Origin of the sequence: Pseudomonas sp. CM25, assembly GCF_013179705.1 — a bacterium.
In the GTDB taxonomy this organism is placed as follows: Bacteria; Pseudomonadota; Gammaproteobacteria; order Pseudomonadales; family Pseudomonadaceae; genus Aquipseudomonas.
The window spans coordinates 1-21970 of record NZ_JABMCW010000061.1; the positions used below are offsets into that span (position 1 = coordinate 1).

At 61.3% G+C, this 21970-nt stretch carries 22 protein-coding genes and 1 pseudogene; 8 read left to right on the forward strand and 15 right to left on the reverse strand.

Features of this window, described 5'->3' with window-relative positions; translation table 11 throughout:
- The coding region (locus HP546_RS09395; RefSeq protein ID WP_172223359.1) for a LysR substrate-binding domain-containing protein at window positions 1-721 on the forward strand (721 nt) is incomplete at its 5' end.
- On the opposite strand, the gene HP546_RS31320 is transcribed toward HP546_RS09395, so the two are convergent.
- Window positions 716-1042 carry a hypothetical protein gene (locus HP546_RS31320; protein WP_256678448.1) on the reverse strand — a complete coding sequence of 109 codons (327 nt, stop codon included), beginning with the start codon at window positions 1040-1042 and terminating at the stop codon, window positions 716-718. The two genes, HP546_RS09395 and HP546_RS31320, sit on opposite strands and share 6 nt — an antisense overlap.
- Before the next feature lie 206 nt (window positions 1043-1248).
- Here HP546_RS31320 and HP546_RS09400 point away from each other — a divergent pair, with 206 nt between their 5' ends.
- Both HP546_RS09400 and chrA read left to right on the forward strand, forming a co-directional pair.
- Complete coding sequence (locus HP546_RS09400) at window positions 1249-1431, forward strand: hypothetical protein (RefSeq protein WP_172223362.1); 183 nt, start codon at window positions 1249-1251, stop codon at window positions 1429-1431.
- A 104-nt stretch (window positions 1432-1535) separates the two neighbouring features.
- A complete protein-coding gene (gene chrA / locus HP546_RS09405) occupies window positions 1536-2744 on the forward strand; it encodes a chromate efflux transporter (RefSeq protein ID WP_172223365.1) in 1209 nt (402 codons plus the stop codon).
- A 50-nt stretch (window positions 2745-2794) separates the two neighbouring features.
- On the opposite strand, the pseudogene HP546_RS31780 reads toward chrA, so the two are convergent.
- The 7 genes and pseudogenes from HP546_RS31780 to HP546_RS09440 all read right to left on the reverse strand — a co-directional run.
- Window positions 2795-3305, reverse strand: a pseudogene (locus HP546_RS31780) (TonB-dependent receptor domain-containing protein); the annotation flags it as partial.
- A 75-nt stretch (window positions 3306-3380) separates the two neighbouring features.
- The gene (gene arfB, locus HP546_RS09415) at window positions 3381-3794 is read right to left on the reverse strand and encodes an alternative ribosome rescue aminoacyl-tRNA hydrolase ArfB (RefSeq protein ID WP_172223368.1); all 414 of its coding nucleotides are present in this window, start codon (window positions 3792-3794) and stop codon (window positions 3381-3383) included.
- Between the two features lie 244 nt (window positions 3795-4038).
- Complete coding sequence (locus HP546_RS09420) at window positions 4039-4458, reverse strand: hypothetical protein (protein WP_172223371.1); 420 nt, start codon at window positions 4456-4458, stop codon at window positions 4039-4041.
- Between the two features lie 83 nt (window positions 4459-4541).
- Entirely contained in the window at window positions 4542-5291 is a 750-nt protein-coding gene (locus HP546_RS09425) for an amino acid ABC transporter ATP-binding protein (RefSeq protein ID WP_172223430.1), read from the reverse strand.
- 11 nt (window positions 5292-5302) lie between these two features.
- Entirely contained in the window at window positions 5303-5920 is a 618-nt protein-coding gene (locus HP546_RS09430) for an amino acid ABC transporter permease (RefSeq protein WP_218584477.1), read from the reverse strand.
- A 52-nt stretch (window positions 5921-5972) separates the two neighbouring features.
- Entirely contained in the window at window positions 5973-6620 is a 648-nt protein-coding gene (locus HP546_RS09435; RefSeq protein ID WP_172223377.1) for an amino acid ABC transporter permease, read from the reverse strand.
- A 65-nt stretch (window positions 6621-6685) separates the two neighbouring features.
- A complete protein-coding gene (locus HP546_RS09440) occupies window positions 6686-7474 on the reverse strand; it encodes an ABC transporter substrate-binding protein (RefSeq protein ID WP_172223435.1) in 789 nt (262 codons plus the stop codon).
- 284 nt (window positions 7475-7758) lie between these two features.
- Between HP546_RS09440 and HP546_RS09445 the strand changes: the two genes are divergently transcribed.
- A complete protein-coding gene (locus HP546_RS09445; RefSeq protein WP_172223380.1) occupies window positions 7759-8199 on the forward strand; it encodes an Lrp/AsnC family transcriptional regulator in 441 nt (146 codons plus the stop codon).
- Window positions 8200-8244: 45 nt separating this feature from the next.
- Here HP546_RS09445 and HP546_RS09450 read toward each other — a convergent pair whose 3' ends face one another.
- Window positions 8245-11292, reverse strand: coding sequence for an aminotransferase class III-fold pyridoxal phosphate-dependent enzyme (locus tag HP546_RS09450; RefSeq protein ID WP_172223383.1), 3048 nt, complete (start codon window positions 11290-11292; stop codon window positions 8245-8247).
- Between the two features lie 142 nt (window positions 11293-11434).
- Between HP546_RS09450 and HP546_RS09455 the strand changes: the two genes are divergently transcribed.
- Window positions 11435-11875 carry an Lrp/AsnC family transcriptional regulator gene (locus HP546_RS09455; RefSeq protein WP_172223387.1) on the forward strand — a complete coding sequence of 147 codons (441 nt, stop codon included), beginning with the start codon at window positions 11435-11437 and terminating at the stop codon, window positions 11873-11875.
- 6 nt (window positions 11876-11881) lie between these two features.
- On the opposite strand, the gene HP546_RS09460 is transcribed toward HP546_RS09455, so the two are convergent.
- Entirely contained in the window at window positions 11882-12259 is a 378-nt protein-coding gene (locus HP546_RS09460) for a DUF4440 domain-containing protein (RefSeq protein ID WP_172223390.1), read from the reverse strand.
- Window positions 12243-13622 (reverse strand): MFS transporter, encoded by a 1380-nt coding sequence (locus tag HP546_RS09465; RefSeq protein ID WP_172223393.1) that lies wholly within the window; start codon window positions 13620-13622, stop codon window positions 12243-12245. Before HP546_RS09465 ends, HP546_RS09460 begins: the two co-directional genes overlap by 17 nt.
- A 96-nt stretch (window positions 13623-13718) precedes the next feature.
- Here HP546_RS09465 and HP546_RS09470 point away from each other — a divergent pair, with 96 nt between their 5' ends.
- Window positions 13719-14621, forward strand: coding sequence for a LysR family transcriptional regulator (locus HP546_RS09470; RefSeq protein ID WP_172223396.1), 903 nt, complete (start codon window positions 13719-13721; stop codon window positions 14619-14621).
- A gap of 8 nt (window positions 14622-14629) precedes the next feature.
- On the opposite strand, the gene HP546_RS09475 is transcribed toward HP546_RS09470, so the two are convergent.
- From HP546_RS09475 to HP546_RS09485, 3 genes are all read right to left on the reverse strand, one after another.
- Window positions 14630-15265: a dTMP kinase gene (locus HP546_RS09475; RefSeq protein ID WP_172223399.1), complete on the reverse strand. Its 636-nt coding sequence runs from the start codon at window positions 15263-15265 to the stop codon at window positions 14630-14632.
- A gap of 203 nt (window positions 15266-15468) precedes the next feature.
- Entirely contained in the window at window positions 15469-16572 is a 1104-nt protein-coding gene (locus HP546_RS09480; protein ID WP_172223440.1) for a P1 family peptidase, read from the reverse strand.
- 12 nt (window positions 16573-16584) lie between these two features.
- The gene (locus tag HP546_RS09485) at window positions 16585-17949 is read right to left on the reverse strand and encodes an APC family permease (protein WP_172223402.1); all 1365 of its coding nucleotides are present in this window, start codon (window positions 17947-17949) and stop codon (window positions 16585-16587) included.
- A 196-nt stretch (window positions 17950-18145) separates the two neighbouring features.
- Between HP546_RS09485 and HP546_RS09490 the strand changes: the two genes are divergently transcribed.
- Together HP546_RS09490 and HP546_RS09495 are read left to right on the forward strand one after the other, a co-directional pair.
- On the forward strand, window positions 18146-18937 hold the full coding sequence (locus HP546_RS09490) for a helix-turn-helix transcriptional regulator (RefSeq protein WP_172223405.1): 792 nt from the start codon (window positions 18146-18148) through the stop codon (window positions 18935-18937).
- Between the two features lie 103 nt (window positions 18938-19040).
- Window positions 19041-21578 (forward strand): HWE histidine kinase domain-containing protein, encoded by a 2538-nt coding sequence (locus tag HP546_RS09495; protein ID WP_172223426.1) that lies wholly within the window; start codon window positions 19041-19043, stop codon window positions 21576-21578.
- Between the two features lie 269 nt (window positions 21579-21847).
- Here HP546_RS09495 and HP546_RS31335 read toward each other — a convergent pair.
- On the reverse strand, window positions 21848-21970 hold a 123-nt coding region (locus HP546_RS31335; RefSeq protein WP_226342985.1), incomplete at its 5' end, for a hypothetical protein.

Here is a 21970-nt window from a genome sequence, read left to right on the forward strand (position 1 = left end):
TGCGGGTGAGCGCCTGCTGAATGCCATCGGGCACCGTTTTGATGAGATTGAAGCCGAGCTGGACGAGCTGACGGATCTGCGAGACAAACCAGCGGGAACGGTAAGGATCACAAGCGGTGATCACATCTTGCGCACGACCTTGCTGCCCAAGCTCACGCCTTTTTTGCTTGAACACCCCGACATAAACATCGAGTTTGATGTGAGCTACGGCCTCCGGGATATCGTCAGCGACCGCTTCGACGCAGGTGTTCGTATGGGCGACACGATCGACAAGGATATGATCGCAGTGCCCATTGGCCCACAGCTACGCATGGCCGTTGTTGCCTCTCCGGCGTACTTCGCGGAACACCCGAAGCCAAAAACACCCAAAGACCTTATCCGCCACAGATGCATAAATCAGCGGATGCAGAGTTCAGGGGGGCTCTACGTTTGGGATTTCCAGAAAAGGGGCCGACAGGTGAATGTCCGTGTGGATGGGCAACTCACGTTCAACACCTCACCTAATATCGTCGACGCTGCAGTTGCAGGATTAGGTGTTGCCTGGCTTCCCGAAGAGGAATTTGCTCCTCACCTGAAAGATGGGAAGCTGGAGCGTGTGCTGGAAGACTGGTGCCCCCCATTTGCGGGCTACTACCTTTACTACCCAAGCCGTCGCCAACCCTCACCCGCTTTTACCTTGGTCGTTCAAGCTTTGCGGTACCAATTCCAGGCCGTCCTATGAGCTTTCCTGATCTGGCAACGAGCGGAACCACTGAGCGTACGGCGTGTTATCAGCTTTATAGCGGTTGTAGTCCGGGCTTCCGTCGCTCCACCATACGGGCCCCCTCTCCCCCAATGCCACCTTCGCTTGATTTACCGCTACTCGAGCGATACGCATCTGAACTGCATCGCTTGATGCCTTCGCTTCCTTCACGGCTCGCCTAGCTTTCATCAGGTCGTGCACCAAGTGCTGACGCTCTTCGTCAGAAAGCGCGGGATTGCTGCAGCGCCAAAGCTGGCCTTTAACTACGAAATAGCGACCGTCTGGTGTCGTTGGATGCATAGTACAGACTCGTGAGCGGATACCTCTCAGACAACCGAATCGCGCCAGGGGCTGCAAAAGGTATTTTTGCCAAAACTGAAGGCGTAGTCGGAAGAGTACAGCGCCGCACGTGTTTTGGAATGAACGTTCATGGCCCATCCCGACTCCACCTGATGCACTCGCAGGAACGAGGGCAGCACCTGCGATTTTTCCAAGGAGACGGAACCATGAGCCTCACCCTGCGTTGCCTGAAATGCGATGGAAAGCAGCTCGTTCAGCCGATCAGACTGCATCGCAAATCACTGATTACCTGCAGAGGCTGTGGGGCCATCAGTCATCACGGCGATCTTGTCGAAGCGGCAGGCCTGCGCCTCATGGCCAAGCTCAAGCAGCAGCTGAAAGCTGGTTAAATGCCGCATGTATTTCATCTAGGTCCCCACCAAGGCAATACGATCCCCTAAAATTGGCTTTCTCCAATTACGGGCATGTGAAAGCTCTCAATGGATCATCCAGTATGACCACCAGCCGTCAAGCCGACCGCAGCCCGTGGGCTGTCTTCGTGATTTTCCTTCGCCTGGGGCTGACATGCTTTGGTGGGCCTATTGCGCATCTTGGCTATTTCCGCAATGAGTTTGTGGTGCGACGACATTGGCTGAGCGAGCGTAGCTACGCTGATCTGGTTGCCCTTTGCCAGTTTCTACCGGGGCCAGCCAGCAGCCAGGTGGGGATCGCATTGGGGCTTTCACGTTCTGGCTACGGCGGCGCATTAGCCGCCTGGCTGGGCTTTACCCTCCCCTCGGCGATTGCCATGATCCTCTTCGCACTGGGTATCGCCAGTTATGGCGCTGCCATGCCCGCCGGGGTGTTACACGGTTTGAAGGTGGTTGCAGTGGCGGTTGTTGCCCAAGCGGTATGGGGTATGGGTCGCAATCTTTGCCCCGACCCACCTCGTATCACGATCATGATGGTTGCCACCTGCCTTGCGTTGTTCGTCCCGTCTGCTATCGGGCAAGTCGGGATCATTCTTGTCGCCGCGATGACTGGCCTGTGGCTCCTGAAACCTCAGCCATACGACACCCATGAGCCGTTGCCCATTTCTGTGAGCCGTCGCGCCGGGATTTTGTGGCTGGCGCTGTTCTTTGCGCTGTTATTAAGCCTCCCGCTCCTGACGAAACTCTCGGCGAGCCACGGTTTGTCTCTGGTGGACGCCTTCTACCGGACCGGGTCGCTGGTATTCGGAGGGGGGCATGTGGTACTGCCACTGCTGCAGGCGGAAGTCGTCACACCTGGTTGGGTTGATGCCGATGTATTTCTGGCTGGCTACGGTGCAGCGCAAGCTGTTCCAGGGCCACTCTTTACCTTTGCAGCCTTTCTGGGCGCCTCGATGAACCAGGCACCCACCGCTTGGCTCGGGGGCATGATCTGCCTGGTCGCCATCTTTATACCTTCATTTTTACTGATAGCTGGTGCCTTGCCTTTCTGGGAGAGCCTGCGCGGCAATACCCTCATGCAAACAGCTTTACAGGGAACAAATGCGGCCGTAGTCGGGCTGTTGCTGGCCGCTCTCTACCGGCCGGTATGGACGAGCGCAATACTCACTCCACAAGACTTCGTCCTCGCCATTGTGGCCTTGATCGCGCTCATGTTCTGGAAGTTGCCGCCATGGCTGGTAGTGCTCGGCAGCGGCGTTCTCGGGGGACTTCTGACGTCGGTGAAAGTGTAAGCCGTCACGACTGCGCAGCGCCAGGCATCACGCCTGGCGGCGCCTTGGCCCTACAATTTCCAGTCCAGGCTGACCATCATTGTCCGTGGCTCACCTTGGTAAACACCGTTGTAGAATCCAACATTGTTGTAGTAGTGCTCGTCAAAAAGGTTCTTCACGTTGACCGACGCTGCCAAGGGTTCATCGATTTGATAACGTGCCATCAACCCCACCACCGAGAACGCCTTCTGGCCGAGTTAGCCAACTTGAAACTGTCGCTCTGCCAATCCAGGCTCGCCCCCACGGTGAGTACCGGGGTCATTTTGTAAGTGCTGGAGAAGCGCACCAGGTTCAATGGCTGCTCGGTGTTTCTTCTCTTCTTTTCAGCGGTGGCGGCGTGGGTGTAGCTGTAGCCCAGGCTCATTTGCCAATCAGTCATCACCTCGCCCGCAACCTCGGCCTGGAAACCTTCAACGACCACCCCTTTGCCACCGCTCTTGTAGAAAATTCGTTGCCATTGGGCGGCACAGAGTCATCCTGCTCCGCCACGATATCCTGTTTACTGCGGAACACGGCAGTGCTTTGTCAGATGCCGCATGTTTTGAGACAGCCCTCCGCCATCGCGGAAGTTAATCAGTAGCGGTCGTCGGCCATTGGCTAGTACTCCACCTTGCCCCGCCCTGCCTTGACGTTGCTGCGCCTGGCTTTGCCTTCGAGGCGGCGGGTTTTCGAGCCGAGGGTCGGCTTGGTGGGGCGGCGTTTCTTCTCGGTCTTGCCGGCAGCGATGATCAACTCGGCTAGACGCGCCAGTGCATCGGCACGATTCTGCTCCTGGGTACGGTACTGCTGGCCCTTGATGATCAGCACGCCGTCGCCGGTGATGCGACTGTCACGCAGCGCCAGCAGCCGCTCCTTGTAAAATTCGGGCAGCGATGAGGCCCGGATGTCGAAGCGCAGGTGCACGGCGCTGGACACCTTGTTGACATTCTGCCCACCCGCGCCTTGCGCGCGGATGTAGGTCAGTTCGATGTCGGCATCCGGCAGATGCACGCTATTGGAGATGATCAGCATGAAAGGGCCCTTGTGATTGCCCTCATTATCACAGCCTTCGCCCCGCTGCCCTAGAACAACACACTATTGCTTGAATCAGCACGTAAAGGCACACGCATGGAGTACAAATGTTCTCTTGCCGGTTCGGGGGGCGATAGGTGCCGCGCGCAGTGGAGGCGAATGGCAGCCATGTAGGCTCCTTGATGGGTGCCAAGGGGACGCCCACGCCACCCCACTGGGCATCACCAACCTGGGCGGTCGGTGATCACAAGCAGTAGAACTCGCTGAGCTCTGCAACCACCTGGCGCCTGCCGTCGTACAAGCGCGCCTCGGGCGTCAGCGCCATCGATCGGGCCTCCAGCAGGTATCGCTCGCCTGCTTTGAAGTGTGCATAAGGAATGGTCAGGTAGCACTGGCGAACCGTGGTGCCGCCCATCATGCTCGTTCCCCCGCCCCCGCCAACTTCGTAGTCGAACCGGACGAGCAATTCATGGCTGCCCGGGCTGACCTGAAAAAAGCGCCCGTCGCTCAGGCGCTGTCTGTCCAGGCGCTCGGCCATCAGCACCCTGTCATTGGGAAATGGCACCGATAAGTCGACCCAGGCCATCTGTGGGTTTGCGGCTGGCAAGGGCGCCTGACACCCCGCACCCGCCATGACGGCGAGAAACAGCATCAGTCTACGCACGGTATATGCCTCCAGGGATAACACGCTCAGGATACCCCCCAGCACGGGCAGTTGACACATGCGTGCCTGACCATCTTGAGCAACTAGCGAGCGTGAAGATGCTTCTTCAAGAATGCCCGTGTGCGCTCCTGGTTCGGGCTGCTCAGAATCTCACCTGGTGCACCCTGCTCTACAACCACCCCGCCATCCATGAACACGATCTGATCAGCCACCTCGCCGGCAAAATGCATCTCATGGGTGACGATCAGCATGGTCATGTGCTCGGCCGCCAGTTGTTTCATTACCAGGTTCACTTCCTCGACAAGCTCAGGGTCCAGCGCCGACGTCGCTTCGTCGAACAACATGACCTTGGGCTGCATGGCCAGTGCCCGGGCAATGGCGACGCGCTGCTTTTGCCCACCGGACAACCGCGATGGATACTCGTCGATCTTGTGCGCCAGCCCAACCTTTTGCAGGTACTCAAGCGCCAGCTCCCTGCCCGCTTTTTTTGAATAGCCCTTGAGTTTTACCGGCCCGATCGCGATGTTTTCACAGACGGTGAGGTGCGGGAACAGATTGAAATGCTGGAACACCATGCCCATTTGCTGGCGCACCTGGTTGATGTGCTGTTCGAAGGCACGGCCTTTCAAGGGCTGGTTGACCTGGGCGCCGTCAAGCCAGATTTCGCCGCCATTGAGCACTTCAAGATGATTGATCGACCGCAGCAATGTGCTTTTGCCCGAGCCACTGGGGCCGATGATGGCGACGATCTGCCCACGCGAGACCGACAGGTCGATGCCCTTGAGCACCTCAACTGCGCCGTAGGCTTTGCGAGCGCCCTTCACTTGCACCATAGCGTTGTTATTCATCGTGACATCTCGACCTTTGCTTCAAGAATGTTCAGACCGGCCTCGAGTACCAGGTTGGCCAGGTAGTAGATCACCGCGACGGCGATGTAGAACTCGAAGGGGCTATACGTTTCGCTGACCGCCAGTTGTGCGCTGTAGACGAGTTCGGCGATACCGATGATCGATACCAGTGAGGTGTCCTTGAGCAATACGATGAGGTTGTTGCCCAACGGCGCTATGGTCTTTCTGAGCGCCTGCGGCACAATGATGTAGCGCTGGGTGAGTGCCCTGCTCAGGCCAATGGAGCGTGCGCCTTCGATCTGGCCTGGGTCGACAGACTCGATCCCGGACTTGATCACCTCGGCGTTGTAGACTGCGAAATGCAGGCTCAACCCGATGATACCTGCCGCCAGCGCCGGAATATCGATCCCCACCTGGACCAACCCGTAGTAGATCAGATAGAGCTGCAGTAACAGTGGCGTACCCATCAACAGCCAGGTCACGAAGCGTACCGGCAGCGCCAGGGATTTGGGCGCGTACAGGTCGACCAATGCGAATAGCACGCCAACGATCAGGCTGATCACACTCGAATAGAGAAACATGACAACCGTCCACCATAACCCCGTTGCCAGCATGTCGAGATAAGGTGTTACGACGCTTGGGTTCAATCCTTCCACGGACCACTCCTTACTGGGTCGAGTAGCGTCTATCCAGCACGTCCACCAGGTATTTGACCGAGTAGACCATGACGATATACAGCAACGCGGAAACCATGAATATTTCGAACGGCTTGTAGGTTGAGCTGATAAAACGCTGAGCGGTGTAGGTCAGCTCCACCACTGAAATGGCCGATACCAGTGCGGAGCCCTTGATCAGGCCGATGGCATTGACGCCCAGCGGCCTGATCATGAGTTTGAGTGCCTGGGGAATAGTGATGAACAGCAGCGTTTGACGGCGGCTGAAGCCAATGGACCGCGCGCCCTCTTCCTGGCCCGGGTCGACATTGTCGATGGCGCCGCGAATGGACTCGGACATATAGGCCGCGATATTCATGCCCAAACCGATCACCGCTGCGGAAAACGGTTCCAGTTCGATGCCAACCTGTGGCCCGCCAAAATAGATAATGAACAGTTGCACCAGACACGGTGTGCCGCGGAACACGCTTACATAGAGTCTTGCCGCCCACCTGAAGAGTATGAAAGGCGATAATCTGCAAGCAACCAGCAGCATTGCCAACAGCAAGCCCAGCAACAATGACAGCAATGAAATCTGCACGGTGACCCACGCCGCCTCGAGGAAGAACGGGTAGGTGCGCTGGATTAATGATAGATCCATGGGAACCACTCGAATAATCGGCTAACCAGGCCCGGCCACGCTGGCCAGGCCGTTCTGGACGCGCGTCAGCGAATATCGCTACCCACCCATTTCATCGAGATTTCCTTGTAGGTGCCGTCTTCCAGGATCTCGTCCAGCGCCTGCTGCAGCCGGGCCTTGAGTTCAGGGTTGTTCTTGCGGATGGCAATGCCGAGCCCCTCACGACCACCCTGCTCGTCTGGCAGCCTGATGATGCGCACTTTCTGCCCGGTCTCTTTCACCGCCACCATGACTGGAATACTGTCCATTACCACAGCATCGATACGCCCGGCTTCAAGATCCACCAGCATTTCCGGCAAGCCCTTGTAAGTGCGCACCTTCAAGTTGCCGCGGGCACGCGCCCATTTGTCATGCGAGTCGCCCAGGGTGACGCCAACGGTGACATCCTTCAGGTCATCGAGCCCTTTGATCGGTGAATCTTCCTTCACCCCGATAGTACGGCCTGCATGGTAGTAAGGCCCCACGAAGTCAACTGCTTTCAAGCGTTCCGGGGTAATGGTCATGGACGCGATGACGGCGTCGTACTTCTTGGCCAACAGCCCGGCAATAATGCCGTCGAAAGGCGTTGTAATGATTTTTATCTTCACACCCAGACGCTGGGCCAGTGCTTCACCCACCGAAGCGTCGAAACCGACAATTTCATTTCTTTCATTGGCAAAGCTGAACGGCGAGTACTGCCCGCTCATGGCCACTCGAAGTACTTTGGCCTCTTCTACAGCCTGCAGGTCATCGGCTTGCGCTATACCGTGAGCGAACAATGCAGCCGCTGCGACAGCGGTTGAAGCCAGTAGCATTCTTGTTGTTCTTGCCAGCATCGCGGCGCTCCTTGGAAGTTTGTATTTCTTATTGTTTTGGGCTCGCAGGTCCCAACCTTCACCGAAAGCTTTGCACACCGGTACTTTGAAATCACCCTGCAATGTGCAGGTTCAGCTGGCACATTGCCGGGATACACCGGCATAACGTCGGTGCCACTTTCGCCTGACCGAAACTGCAGTAGTGTCATGCTTGCGCTAAACAGCAGCAAGTTCACGGCTGCCTGCCCCCGGCACTTTGCCGGGCGCGGGTGCCATTTACCGGTCAACAGGCGGGAGTGTCGGCATTGCGCGATTTAGACGTCAAGGATCGGGAAATCCTCGAGATACTGTCCAAGGAAGCACGTGTGGCACTCAAGGCGCTGGCAGCCAGGATAGGCCTGTCCAGAAGTGCCACCAGCGAACGGGTCTTGCAGCTGGAGCGCAGCGGGGTCATTCGCGGGTATAGAGCCGACATTGGTGAAATCGATGCCAACGTTATCCGGGCAATCATTCTGGTAGCGCTGAAACGCACGCCCGCGCTGGGGCTGCTGGACCTGCTGGCGCAGAACGCCCAGGTGAAGCGGGTTTCGTCGGTCAGCGGGCAGCTTGATCTGGTAATCGAGGTAGAGTCACGGACCATCGATGACCTGAACCGGGTACGGGACGCCGTGGCCTGCCACGATTCGGTAGATGACATCACCACGGCGGTGGTCTTGCGACGTGATATCGACCGGCAGAAAGCCTGAAGTTGGCTTGCAAGGCGTGCCTGTCGACACGCCCTGCCCGCCCGGTTATTTCAACGCCGCTGCAAAGCTGTCTTGCAGCACATCCAGCAGAAAATCAGCGTTTGCCCGGCTGAAAATCATCGAAGGACGCATTTTCAACACGTTGTCGTAAGGGCCTTCCGTGCCGATCAACACCCCACGCTCCCTGGCACCATCTGCAATTTTCCTGGCCAATGCGGTAGCCGGCGCCTTCGACTGGCGGTCGGTGACCAGCACAATGCCAAGGAACAGGCCAAGCCCTCGCACATCGCCGATGACATCAAATTGCTGCTGGAGCCTGCGGAAACCGTCGAGCAGGTAGTTGCCGACCTGCAATGCATTCTCTTTCAGCCCGTCACGCTCGATCGCGTTGAGCACCGCCAGCCCCACAGCACAAGAGACCGGGTTGCCGGCGAAGGTATTGAAGTACTCCATGCCGTTGTCGAAGGCATCCGCCACCTCACGCGTAGTGACGACCGCCGACATCGGGTGGCCATTACCGATCGGCTTGCCCATGGTCACGGCATCCGGCACCACGCCCTGGGTCTCGAATGCCCACCAGTGGCTGCCCACGCGCCCAAAGCCTACCTGCACCTCATCGGCCAGGCACAACCCACCTTCGGCGCGAACCATGGCGTACACCTCTTGCAGGTAATGCTCGGGAAGGAATACCTGGCCCGCCACGCTAGGGATCGACTCCGCGATAAAGAACCCAGGGGCCTTGCCTGCCTTGCGCATGGCATCCAACTGGTCAGCGACAGATTCGGCGAAGCGCTTGCCGTGTTGCTCCAGCGGCCAATGCTCGGGGGCGTAGTAGCTGTCCGGCACCACCGCCTCGTAAACATGCGGCGCCCTGCCTTTGCCTGCCTTGCGCTTGTACTTGTAAGGGCTCAGGTCGATCAGCTCCTGGGTGGTGCCGTGGTAGGCCCAGTCCAGCACGATTGCCTGGTCACGTCCTGTGTAGTTGCGCGCCATGCGCAGCATCAGGCTATTGGCTTCACTGCCCGAACAGGCGAAAGACGCTACGCAAAGGCCTTCTGGCAGGGTGCCGGTCAGGCGCTCGGCGTATTCGACGATATTGTCGTGCAGGTAGCGGGTGTTGGTGTTCAGCAGCGCGGCCTGGCGAGTCAAGGCTTGCACGACGTCGGGGTGGCTGTGGCCCAGGTGGCAGACATTGTTGAAGCAATCCAGGTAGGCCCGGCCGAAGTTGTCGATCAGCCACACGCCGTCACCGCGCACGAACTTGATCGGGTCGCTGTAGGAAATCGACAGGTTAGGCAACAGCAACGCCTTGCGTTTGGCGATGATCTGGGCCTTGGTCATCCCGTCCTGGCTGAAGGTTTCTGGCGGGATACCGGCCAGCGCCGAAGCATCAGGGAACAGGTCCGCCCAGACTTCGCGGTATTCGGGCTCACCCACACCGATGATCTCGCTCGCGCTCAGCCGGGTATCGGTGGTCATCTGCAAGTGCAGGTGCGGAATCCAACCGCCGTTCTCATGATCGGCACCCATGTAGCCGACCAGGTCACCGGCGTTCAGCCTGTCCCCGGCTTTCAAGCGGCCGAGTGCCTCATGGGCCATGTGTCCCCAAAGGGTCAGGAACGGCGGACAACCAGGTGGCGTGTGTTCGATCATCACCAGGCCGCCATAACCCAGCGGATCTGGTTCCACTTCAACGCTTTTGACCACACCGGCGACGGGCGCATACAGCGGCGTACCCGCTGGCATCACCAGGTCGACGCCCACATGTAGCGTGCGGCGCTCCCCCTTGATGAAGCGCGACTCGAAAGCGCTATCGGTGTAGATGGTGCGCAGTTCGCCCCACGGTCCGATGGCCAGCGGCACCTTGTGCGCAGCAGAGAATTCATCCCACCAGCGGGTGGCATCGGCAGGGCGCTGTTCGGCTGAAGCGATGGTCATCTCGTGGCTGGCGTCACCAAACGGCGCAAGCACCTTGTTCAGGATGGCAGCTGACGGGCGCACCAGGTCGGCGAAGGCTCTGTGGTTGTGCGCGATCCAGGTGCGGACCGCGCCAGCACCTTCAATGGCATCAAAACCACAGGCCTTGCGCAGGATCCCGGTGGCGAGCCGCGGGTTCATCGCATCCAGCCGCTCCAGCAGGCGCCAGGCAGGTGCCTCGCTGATGGCCAGGTAAGGGTTGTCGTCGGTCTGATCATGCCGCGACGCGGAAAAGGTGACGCTGATGACCAAACGCATGGCGATCAGGTCGAACAGCACATCAAGCTCTTGTGCCTGCAGCGGGTAGCACTCATGGAAGCCCGCAGCCAGTGCAGCCGCAGCGCCGATGGGGTCGTCCATGTCGAGGATGGCGTAAGCGCTGGCGATCGCGACCTCGGCAATCAGCACGGTATGCACTGCATCGCCGAAGTCGATGAAGCCGGTCACGCTGCTGGTGGTTTCGGCATCGACCAGGATGTTCCAGTCGTTGGCGTCGTTGTGGATCACCTGGGCGCGCAGTGCGGCCAGCTTCGGCCGGACGGTCGCTTCGAAGCGGCTGATGAAACGCTCGAGCATGGCCCGGCGTTCAGGGTCCTTGATGTAATGCAGGCGCGAGCGCGAACGCGCGGCATGGCGCAGGTCCCAATCCAGCTCGCGCACCGCCCCTGGGTGCATGAACCCCTGCAGTGCGCGGTCAAGCTCACCCAGCGCCCGGCCGAAGTTGCCCATCAGCGCAAAGCTGCGCCTGGCCTCGGCCAGCGGCTTACCGGGCAACCAGCTGACCAGACGCAGCGTATGCTGTTCGCCACTGGCACTGGTCACCGACGGCAACACATCGCCTGCCACACTTGCCCGCACGTGCGGCACGCCCAGGTGCGCGCCATGGGCAGCCAGGTGACCCAGCAGCGCGGTTTGAAACTCGCTTTCGACACGGGGTTCCGTGGCGTTGACGATTTTCAGGATCCAGCCTGCATCGACGCCGGTAGTCAGCCGGTAATTGCGATCTCGCTCCCCGTCCAGTGGCGTCGCAGCGCCGCTGATATTGAAGAATTCTTTGGCGAGGCCCTCTGCATCGCTTGCCGAAAACCGAGGTGCCGGGTGGGAAAGGTCTGTCATGTCATCACGTTCCAGGCGAGCAAATTGTTTTTCAATAGCTTGTCATGCACCACCGAAACCGACACCCTGCATGCTGTCGGGATCGACAAGCATAATGCCGGTTCCGGCCGGCATAAAGACGGTGGGCGGATTGGGTGGTGCAATGCGGGAGCTGGACGCAAAAGACCGTGAGATTCTTGAAGTACTTTCGAAGGACGCGCGCATTGCCCTCAAGGCACTGGCAGGCCGTATAGGCCTTTCCAGAAGTGCCACGACAGAACGGGTCGCCAACCTTGAGCGCAGCGGGGTCATTCGCGGATACCGCGCCGACATTGGTGAAATAGACGCGAACGTCATCCGCGCGATCCTGCTGGTGACGTTGCAACGCACACCGGCCATGGGCCTGCTCGACCAGCTGGCAACGGACGCACGGGTGCGCCGCGTTTCCTCGGTGAGCGGGCAGCTTGACCTGGTGGTCGAAGTCGAGACCCGCACAATCGAAGACCTGAATCAGGTGCGTGACAACGTCGCAAGGCACGAGTCGGTGGACGACATTACCACCTCGGTGGTGCTGCGCCGTGACATCGACCGCCAGGGCGCCTGAGTGCCTTCAAGCCGCCCAGGTTTCATGGAGATGGCGCCATAGCACCTGCCCGGCCTGCAGGCTGAACAGGACCGTGGAGATGCGTGCCTTGGCCGGCTGACCGGGCACATGATGCGTTTCCCGATAACTGACCACTGCCCCCTCCGGCCATTGCGCGAGAACCTGCTGCTCGGTGAGCTCGATGCACAACCCGGGCTGAGAGCCACCACGCTGGGCAAACAGTGTTGAGACCTCGCCCAGCCCCAGTTGCATGCCGGCCGGTGTCACCATGGCAAAGTCCGGGTGAAAGCGCTTCAGCATGCCGGCAACAGAGCCCTCCCCTGTGGCAAACAGCGCTTCGATCATGTCATGCAGAGCGATGACTTCCTCAAGATACGGGTTCATGGCATTCCTTTCGTTTTGCAGATGAAAAAAGGCGAAGCCAGCCGAGGGTTGCCAGGCACAACAGCTGCACTGCCCCCGCCAGCATGAAAGTGGTCTGGTAGGCAGTTCGGGCGCCGAGGAACGTTGCCAGCAAACCGAAGACCAGGCTGCCAGAGGTTACCCCCAGGCAGAAACTCAACTGCCGGTTCAGGGCCCAGAGAGTGCTGGCCTGGCCGAGCGCCGATGCAGGCAATGTGGAAAATGCAGCGCTTTGCGCGACGCTGGTGCACAAGCTGCCGCCAAGGCCGAGCAGCGCATAGGCGATCGTCAATGACGGCACGCTCGAAGCCAGCGCCAGCAATGCATAACCCGGTATCTGCAGCACGATCCCGACCAGCAGCAACGGCACAGGGCCGAACCGTTTGTAGCCCCAGGTGGTCGATGCTATCGCCAGTGCTGCCCCCAGTGTCCATGGCAGCATCAGGCTACCCGCTGCACTTGGGCTCCAGCCAAGCTGGGCCTGAAGGTAAAGCATGGCCAGCAGGTTCACCCCGATGAACAGGCCCGGTATGGCCAGGTACAAGACCAGCGACGCCGCGAATACGGGCTCACGGGCCACCGAGAAATCCACCAGTGGTGCTGCACTGCGCCGAGAATGCCTGATGTAGCCGGCGAGCAAGCCTGCCCCCAGCAGCAACCACGCAGCAGCCTTGCAGGCCGCACCATTGCCTGCTTCGGTCATGCCCAGCAAGCCGATGCCAATGCCGGCCCCGGCCAGGAGCATGCCCTTGCCATCGAAAGCTTCTGGAGCCGCCGTTGCCGGTGTGCGCGGTAACCAAACAGCCCCCAGCACCAGCGTGATCAGCGCGATCGGCAGGCTGGCGAGCAGCACCCACTGCCACGGCATGTGCTGCGACAACCAGCCACCCAGCACGGGGGATACGGCGGGCGCCAGCAGCCCGGTGGCCATGATCGCCATGGTTACCCTGGGGCGCTCGTCGGCAGCGTACAGCCGGTACACCAGCGCCTGCCCGACCGGAATGAACAGCCCGGCAGCAAAGCCTTGCAGCCCGCGCAAGGGCAATAGCAAAGCCATCTGGCCGGCCCCGAGGATCAACATCGTCGCCGCCGAGAAAAGCACCAGCGACCCCAGCAGCACTGGGCGCTCGCCCAGGCGCTCCCCGAGCCATCGACTGGGCAGCATCCCCAGCATCAGCCCCAGCAGATAGGCAGTGCTTACCCAGGCCAAGGTCGCCACATCGGCCTGCAGGGCTTCGCCGATGCTCGGGGCGACCACCGCCGTGATGAATGTATTGATCAGATCAAGGAAGAACCCCAGCAGGTAAACGCAGGTGATGCGACGACGCATGTCAAGTAAGGCCACGGTGAACTCCAGTCAGCGAGCCTGACTGTAAGCAAACAGCTGCTGGGGCATAAGTGCTGTAATATCGTTCACACTGTTCGCTATTTTTTGACAATCATGCTCGATCTTCACCGTGTTGCCACCTTCGTGGCTGTCGCAGATACCGGCAGTTTCACCAAGGCAGCCCAATTGCTCGCCCTGTCCAAGGCCCGGGTCAGCTTCAACGTCCGGCGCCTGGAAGCAGACCTGGGGGTCAGCCTGCTGGCCCGCAATACCCGTCACACCGTGTTGACCGATGTCGGGGCCACATTCCTGCGCGAGGCGCGCCAGCTGCTTGAGCTTGCACAGCGGGCGTCGGCAAGCGTGCAGCAGTCGCATGCCGGGCTCGGCGGGCGCTTGCGCATCACCAGTACGCCGGCCTTCGCACAGCGAGCGGTGCTGCCCTTGATGGCGGACATGGCAGAGGCTCACCCTGATCTGTCGATCGAGCACGTAGCCTCATCGCAGCTCAGTGACCTGGTTGCCGAACGCTTTGATGTCGCCATCCGCCTGGGGCAGTTGGCAGACTCCGATTTCAAGGCCGCCAGAATTGGCGACTATGCGTTGCAAGTGGTCGCCAGCCCGGCGTACCTGCAGCGCCACCCGATCGCCTCGCCGCACGCGCTGGTACACGCGCACTGGCTGGCGCATACGCAACTGCGCGATGCGCCGTGGCGCTTCTTCAAGCCCGGGTTGTTGCCCCGTCACGCGCGCTTCGAGTACCCACCGCGGTTGCAGGCGGACAGCGCCGAAGCCTTGATGGCCATGGCCGTGCGCGGCCTAGGGGTGACGCTTCTGCCAGCCTGGCTAGTGGGTGAAGCCATCGCCATGGGTGAACTCGACGCCGTCGTCGACCCCGCGCATCTGCTGCGCCAGCCCATCCATGCGCTGTACCGGAACAGCATGTATGTACCGGCTGCGATCCGCGTTTTCATCGACCAGCTGACGGATCGATGGGCTGCGCTGGAAACCACGCGGTAGAGGCAGGATCAGCAACCTGCCAGGTTCTGGCGTTGCTGCAGCACGTTGTTTATCTCAGTGGTCAACTGGCGTGTGGCCGCTTCTATGCTTCCCTCGTTACGGCACAGCAGCCAGCCGTGTTCTGCAGCCGCACGCTCGAACGCCTCGGTGCAGGCAGCCTGTTCCTCCAGACGATGGATGACCGTGCTGCCCAGCCCTCGTGTGCGGGCTGCGGCCCTGGCCCATGAAGTCTGCGGGTCGGTGACCACGCCGACGTGCAGGTCTGGCACCTGGACATCACGGCGCAGGTTCAATTGCAAGATGTCGGCAAATGGCACGCTGCGGCGAAACGCGGCGTCGGACGGGTACCAGCGATCGATCAGGATGATGCTGCCCAGCGGCTGGCGTGGCAGCACGGACCGGGAAATCCAGGCCCGGCTTTCGGCAAAACGTTCACAAACCTGCAGCTCCAGCTCGCACGAGGGGTTTCTGGCGAGCTGGTTGACCAGGGCCATGGTCTCGCGCCTGAAGGGGTCGTTGTTCTTTTCGCACAGGCGGATCACCTTCTTGCCTTCGGCCCTCAGGGCCTGGGTAACGGCCTCGAGCAGCGTGGTCTTGCCGGTGCCCTTGGGGCCGTCCATGGAAACAAACAGCGGGCGGTTCATGTTCGGTACCGGTTGGGTTTGGGGCGGGATGAGAGCATTTATTGCGACGCGGGTTCAAGGGGAAGCGTGAGGGGTACATTTGTACTCCGCAGCAGGAAATGATCGGTTCGGATGGAAGAGTTCATGGTTTTTGGCAGATTGCGCCAGGGCTGACAGGCGCTGCATATTTTGCGGCAAGCACCTGTCAGCCCTGACGCCCCCCCTCAAACCCGAGCCTTCCAGCCCACCTCCCGCAGTGCCGCCAGCAGCGCTGCCCCCGCCAGCCCTGGCACCTGTCGTCCGTCCCCGGCCACCATGCCCCGGCTGGCCAGCATCGCGTTGACGATCGCTTCCTCCACCGCCTCGGCCGCCGCCGCAAACAGCGGCGAAATATGGTCATTGTTGACCATCGCCACCTGCGCCGTGGTCGGCAGATCGCGGCGGTTGTAGTCGGCCGGCGCCAGCCCGGTATTACCCGTTGAAAACGCCAGGAACACATCACCACTGGAATCGTCGGTGCCGCCCCCCGTGCGGGCAATTCCCAGCGCAGCACGTTGCGCCAGGCGCTGGCATTGATGCGGCAGCAACGGTGCATCGGTAGCCAGCACCACCACGATCGAGCCCATACCCGCGGTGTCCTGCTGTGCAAATGGCGACGGCAGGTCCAGTAGCACCCGGCCCACCGGATAACCGTCCACCCTCAGCTCACGACGCTGGCCGTGATTGGCCTGGACGAACGCACCCACAGTCCAGCCACCCTGCTCTGCCGGCACCACCCGTGACGCGCTGCCAATGCCGCCCTTGAACTCATGGCAGATCATGCCGGTGCCGCCGCCAACCGCGCCCTCGGCCACCGCCCCGCTGCTGGCGGCGGCCAGCGCTTGCTGGACCAGGTCCGCATCCACATGCTGGCCCCAGATATCATTCAACACCCCGTCGTAGGTCTCCATCACCACCGGCATGCACCAATAGGTCGACGTGTCGGCCAGGGTCGCATGCTCGTGCGCGATCAGCGCGTCGCGCACTACCCCGACGCTGTGCGTGTTGGTGGTAGCGATGGGAGTGGTCAGCAGGCCCGCTTCACGAATCCATTCCAGCCCCGTGGCATCGCCATTGCCGTTCAGCACATGGCAACCGGCAAAGCAGGGCTGGTAGCGCGCCGGTCCGTCGCGGGGCTCAATGACACTGACCCCGGTGCGCACAGGTTTGCCGCCATGGCTGGTGTTCAAGGTGGCGTGGCCCACCCGTACGCCAGGTACATCGGTAATTGCATTGTGGGGGCCTGGCTGGCCAAGGCCCAGCGTAATGCCCAGGTCGCGTGCTCGCATCATGTCTCTCGCTCAAAGTTTCTGGAAGGCAGGGCTCAACTTGCCGTATGTGCCGTACAGCACCACAGAGGTCAGCAGCATGCCAAGGATGATCAGGATGTCCCGGGCCGAAGCCTCACTCAGGAGGGTGGTCAACAGGTACCCCGCCCCCGTCACCGCAACCAGTGCCGGCAGAGGCCACAGCGGCATCCGGTACGGGTGTTCGCGGTCACGCCGCAGTACCCGGCTGAACAGCGCGCACAGGCCCACCACCAGGTACACGCCGAGGATCAGCAGTACCGTGAAGGAGGTAAGCTCCGACAAGCTGGAGCTGAAGGTCAGGGCCGCAGAGGGCACGGCGAGGAACAGCGTGGCCAGCCACGGCGATTCCCACTTGGCGTGGATGCGGGTGAAGGCACGGTTCAGGGTGGGCATCCACAACGCGTCTCGCCCACTGCTGTAGATCACCCGGCCACTCTGGATCACCAGCGCGATGATCGCGTTGAACACCGAAAGGAAGATACCGGCACTGACCAGGCGCGACAGCGTTTCGTTGCCATGGGCGGTCAGCAGGTAGCCGATCGGGTCGGGACTTGCCAGCATCGCTTCCAGCGAGGGCGCACCGATCAGCAACGCCACCAGCGGAATCACTTCGATGGCTACCACCAGCACCAGCGACCACAGTACCGCCCGAGGGATACCGCGCCCGCCACACTTCATGTCCTCGGCCAGCAACACGGCGCCGCCATAACCGTTGAACGAGAACAGCGCCGTACCGACCGCCCCGATCACCAGTGCCCAGGGTGCCGCGTGCAATATCCCGTTATCCAGTACCAGTGGGGTGACGAGCGTGCCGAGCGGTTGCTGGGCGTGGCCAAAGCCCAACACCACGATCACCATCAGTGCCGCTACCTCAAGCAGCAGGCAGATGCCGGTGACCCACGCGTTGAGCTTGATGTTGAGGATGCCGAGCAGATAGCCCAGCGCCACAATCACCAAGGCCACCGTCTGCCCGTCCAGCTGGGTACCCAGTGCCGCATTCAGGTAGGTGGCTGCCCCGGTGGCCAACACAGGCGGCACAAATACCAGCATGGCCAGCACGGTAAGAAAGGTCGCGTAACCTGCCATGCCGCCAAAGACCCGTTTGGCGAACACGTATTCGCCGCCGGCGGCGCTGTGCGCACGGCCCAGCTCGGCGTAGCAAAGCGCGAACATCAGCGCCAGCACGCCACCGAGCACAAAGGCCCAGATTACTCCGGTACCTGCCTGGGCAATGGCAAACGGCGCAATCACGAATACCGAACTGGCGGGGGTTACCGAGGACACGGTAATGGCAACTACATCAGGCACGCTCAGCGTGGGTTTCAGCGCCGGGGTGGGGGCATTACAGGACGTCATATGTTCATCCTCACGTTATTGTTGGTGTGTCAGGAGGCAGAACCAGCAGGCGAACGATGGCGGGCTCGACGGCCCGCTTGATGGGGATGGAATCTATGCGCCAGCACCCGCCTGGACAATTCCCACTAAGGGTTACCCCCGTTGACAGCGGCGGCCAATAGCGCACCAATGCCTTACCGCTTTCAAGGACCGTGTCGTGGACATTCTCTTTCATGAAGTTGCCGGCCACGCCGCCCTGGCCCGAACTATCGAACACATCGGCGGCCCGCGCTTCTGGCGGCAGCTGATCCTGGTGTTGCGCCACTGGGTGCCATTCGACAATGCGCTGGCAATTCACTTCCCGCCCCAGGGCGCCCCGCACGTGCTGGAGGAATACGATGCCGCGCCAGCGCCCGCCGCCGGTGAGCTGTACCTCGACGGGCTGTACCTGCTCGACCCTTTCTACCAGGCTGCGCGCGAAGGCTTGCCCAGTGGTTGCTACCACCTCGAGGAGGTGGCGCCGGATCACTTCTGGCAAGCGGACTATTACCTGAACTACTTCCAGGCCCATGTGCTGGTGGACGAAGTACAGTTTCTGCTGCAGTTGCCCGACGGGGTGCTGTCGCTGTCGCTGGGCATGCGCCGCGCGTTCGAGACGGCGGAGCTGGGGAAACTCACCTTGGTCAGTGCCTGGGTATTGGCGTTGCTCCAGCAGCACTGGGCCCGCAGCGGCGTCTCGGTACCCGTTCAGCCAGCCGTTGGCGACGCCTTGGCAAGGTTCGGCCAAGGCCTGTTGTCCGAGCGCGAGCTGGAAATCGCCCGGCTCATCCTGCGCGGCTACTCGTCCAAGGCCATGGCACAACGGCTGGGGATCTCGCCCGAGACCATCAAGGTGCACCGACGGCACCTGTACACGAAACTGAACATCTCGTCCCACCCCGAACTGTTCTCGATGTTCATTCGCGAGCTCGGGTTTTCCGATGACCGCGGGGCGAACCCGATTGCCTGAACGCGCCTGGCCGGCTTGCTATCCCCAAGCCGAACAATGCCTGCTAGGCTGACGGCGGCGGCCCTGCTGGCGGCCTTTTCATTTCCCCCACAGGCACGGGCCAATGACCTCCAACCCTGAAGTAAACCTGACCAACTGCGACCGCGAGCCCATCCAGATACCCGGCAGCATCCAGCCCCATGGCTGCCTGCTGGCCTGTGACGTGTCAGCCAGCACCATCCTGCGCCACTCGCTCAATGCGCAAGCCTTGCTCGGCGTAACGGGTGAACTGAACGGTCAGAAGCTGCATGCGGTACTGGGCGACGAGGTGGCGCATACCCTGCGCAACGCCTTGGCGCGCACCCGCGAAGCTGCGCGGCCAGCGCTCAGTTTCGGCGTGGTGCTGCCCAGCGGCCAGGCCGTCGATGTCGCGGCCCACACGTTCAAGGGCACGGCGATCCTCGAGCTCGAGCCCGCAGGCGCCAGCATCGCCGAGCCGATAGAACTGGCCCGTACCTTGATCGGCCAGCTGCGCGAAATCGACCAGACCACCAAGCTGTTCCGCGACGCCGCGCGTTTTGTCCGCGCCGTGCTCGGCTACGACCGGGTGATGATCTACCAGCTGGGTGCCGATGGCGCCGGCAAGGTGGTAGCCGAGGCCAGGCGCAGCGGCCTGGAAAGCTTCATGGGCCAGTACTTTCCTGCCTCCGACATCCCCAAGCAGGCCCGCGCGCTGTATTTGCGCAACCCGATCCGGGTCATTTCCGACGCACAGTTCAAGGCCGTGGCCATCGACCCTGTACTCGACCCGTCAGGCGAGCCGCTCGACCTGTCCTACGCGCACCTGCGCAGTGTCTCGCCGATCCATTGCGAGTACCTGAGCAACATGGGCGTGCGCGGCTCGATGTCGATTTCGGTCATCGTCAACGGCGAGCTCTGGGGGATGATCGCTTGCCATCATTACGCGCCACGTACCCTGGCCATGGGGCAACGGGTGGCTGCGGAAATGTTCGGCGAGTTTTTCGCGCTGCATATCGAGACGTTGCGCAGCCGGCAAAGGCTCGAAACCGCCGTGCAGGTGCACAAGGCACTGGGCCGCATGCTGCGCGATGCCAGCAAGTCTGAAGATATCGACGGGTTCTTCCACGCGCGCCTGCCGCAGTTCATGTCGCTGATCCCCTGCGATGGCATTGGCATGTCGCTGCAAGGCCGCTGGGCATCTGCCGGGCTGGCCCCGCCCACGTCGGCTGTGCCTGAATTGCTGCGCCTGGCAGACATGGTCGCCGAAGGCCGCACCTGGGCGTCCAACCGGCTCTCGACGGTGCACCTGTCAGCCCAGGCGTACAGCACCGATGTCTCTGGCGTGCTGATCATCCCGATGTCACAGCGCCCACGGGACTACCTGATCTTCTTCCGCAAGGAAGTGATCGAGACCCTCGACTGGGCCGGCGATCCGAACAAGACCTATGACAGCGGCGCGCTGGGCGATCGCCTGACGCCGCGCAAGAGCTTCGCCATCTGGAAAGAGACCGTTCACCAGCAGTCGCTGCCGTGGACCGAACAGGACCGCCAGTTCGGCGATGCCATCCGCTCCGCCGTCGTCGAGGTGGTGTTGCACAACAGCGAGTTGCTTGCCAGCGAGCGCTCCAAGGCCGACATGCGCCAGCGCATCCTCAACGAAGAACTCAACCACCGGGTCAAGAACATCCTCTCGCTGATTGGCGCGCTGGTCGCCCACCCCACCACGGAAAGCCAGACCCTGCAGGACTATGTGGCGACCTTGAAGGGGCGCATCCAGGCCTTGTCACTTGCCCATGACCAGGTGGTGCGTGGTGATGGTGGCGGGCGCCTGGCCATGCTGCTCGAGGCCGAGCTCTCGCCCTACCGCACTGCCGCCGGCATGATCGAGTTGCACGGCCCGAACGTGATCCTGGATGCGCGCGCCTACTCGGTCATGGCGCTGGTGCTGCACGAGCTGGCCACCAACGCTGCCAAGTATGGTGCGCTGTCGCGGGCAGGCGGCAAGCTTGCGGTACATTGGGCAATCGACGCCGCCTACGCCTGCGACATCCACTGGCGTGAAAGCGCCGGGCCGGTGATTCGTCCCCCGAGCCGCAGGGGCTTTGGCTCGGTGCTTATCGAGCGCAGCATACCGTTCGACCTGGGCGGTACCAGCACGGTGGAGTATCACCCCGAAGGACTGCAAGGGTTTTTCAGGATCCCGGCCAAGCACCTGTCCGTAGCCGAAGAGATCGAACCCCCTACCCTGGCCTTGCCCATCGCCCGGGCAGCCGAGGCTTTTGCAGGCCGGCCAGGCTTGTGCGTACTGATCCTCGAGGACCAGTTGGTGATAGCGGTAGGCCTGGAGCAGATTCTGAACGATGCGCAGATCAAGGACGTGATTACCGCAAGCTCCGAAGACGAGGCAATACGCTTGCTTGCCAAACGCAAACCGGACGTTGCGATACTGGATGTGAATCTGGGGACCGGGACGTCGATATCCGTCGCCGATGAACTGCTGCGCCAGCAGGTGCCGTTCCTGTTTGCCACGGGTTACGGCGAGGGTGTCAGCATTCCCGAGCACCTGGGGCACGTTCCCGTCACGCGCAAGCCTTATGATGCCAATACCATCCTGGCCAGCCTGCAAGGTCTTCTGCGCTGAGGCAATTGGGCCACTCTGCGACCAGGGCCTCACTGATGTAAGCCGGGGCGGTATTGTGTGGGAGCGGGTTGACCCGCGAAGAATCCAACACGGTATATGGCACCGGCTTCGCCGGTGTTCGCGGCTAAAGCCGCTCCCACAGGGTACGCGGAGCGCCCAGCATCAGTTCTCTGCGCGACAGCGCAGCCCAATGGGCTGGGCGATCTACTACAGAAGACAGTTGCACCCACAGGTACGGCGCCGATGCGTCGTACCTGTGGGGCCAGGCGTTACACCGCCAGCGCGCGCTCGCGCAGCTCGCTGTTGAGGATGCGGTCGTTCTCGCTGTAGTCGACCGGGCAGTCGATCACGTGCACGCCCGGGGTCTTGATGCAGTGCTCCAGCAGCGGCAG

Excerpts from the sequence above, each read along its gene's own strand:
- HP546_RS09460 (WP_172223390.1), bottom strand. The coding sequence starts at position 12,259 with ATGAACCCGTATCTTGAGGAAGTCATCGCTCTGCATGACATGATCGAA.
- HP546_RS09430 (WP_218584477.1), bottom strand. The coding sequence starts at position 5,920 with ATGCTGGCAACGGGGTTATGGTGGACGGTTGTCATGTTTCTCTATTCG.
- HP546_RS09480 (WP_172223440.1), bottom strand. The coding sequence starts at position 16,572 with ATGCGAGCACGCGACCTGGGCATTACGCTGGGCCTTGGCCAGCCAGGC.
- HP546_RS31320 (WP_256678448.1), bottom strand. The coding sequence starts at position 1,042 with ATGCATCCAACGACACCAGACGGTCGCTATTTCGTAGTTAAAGGCCAG.
- HP546_RS09495 (WP_172223426.1), top strand. The coding sequence starts at position 19,041 with ATGACCTCCAACCCTGAAGTAAACCTGACCAACTGCGACCGCGAGCCC.
- chrA (WP_172223365.1), top strand. The coding sequence starts at position 1,536 with ATGACCACCAGCCGTCAAGCCGACCGCAGCCCGTGGGCTGTCTTCGTG.
- HP546_RS09400 (WP_172223362.1), top strand. The coding sequence starts at position 1,249 with ATGAGCCTCACCCTGCGTTGCCTGAAATGCGATGGAAAGCAGCTCGTT.
- HP546_RS09450 (WP_172223383.1), bottom strand. The coding sequence starts at position 11,292 with ATGACAGACCTTTCCCACCCGGCACCTCGGTTTTCGGCAAGCGATGCA.
- HP546_RS09475 (WP_172223399.1), bottom strand. The coding sequence starts at position 15,265 with ATGAACCGCCCGCTGTTTGTTTCCATGGACGGCCCCAAGGGCACCGGC.
- HP546_RS09425 (WP_172223430.1), bottom strand. The coding sequence starts at position 5,291 with ATGGTGCAAGTGAAGGGCGCTCGCAAAGCCTACGGCGCAGTTGAGGTG.
- HP546_RS09455 (WP_172223387.1), top strand. The coding sequence starts at position 11,435 with ATGCGGGAGCTGGACGCAAAAGACCGTGAGATTCTTGAAGTACTTTCG.
- HP546_RS09470 (WP_172223396.1), top strand. The coding sequence starts at position 13,719 with ATGCTCGATCTTCACCGTGTTGCCACCTTCGTGGCTGTCGCAGATACC.
- arfB (WP_172223368.1), bottom strand. The coding sequence starts at position 3,794 with ATGCTGATCATCTCCAATAGCGTGCATCTGCCGGATGCCGACATCGAA.
- HP546_RS09485 (WP_172223402.1), bottom strand. The coding sequence starts at position 17,949 with ATGACGTCCTGTAATGCCCCCACCCCGGCGCTGAAACCCACGCTGAGC.
- HP546_RS09435 (WP_172223377.1), bottom strand. The coding sequence starts at position 6,620 with ATGGATCTATCATTAATCCAGCGCACCTACCCGTTCTTCCTCGAGGCG.
- HP546_RS09440 (WP_172223435.1), bottom strand. The coding sequence starts at position 7,474 with ATGCTGGCAAGAACAACAAGAATGCTACTGGCTTCAACCGCTGTCGCA.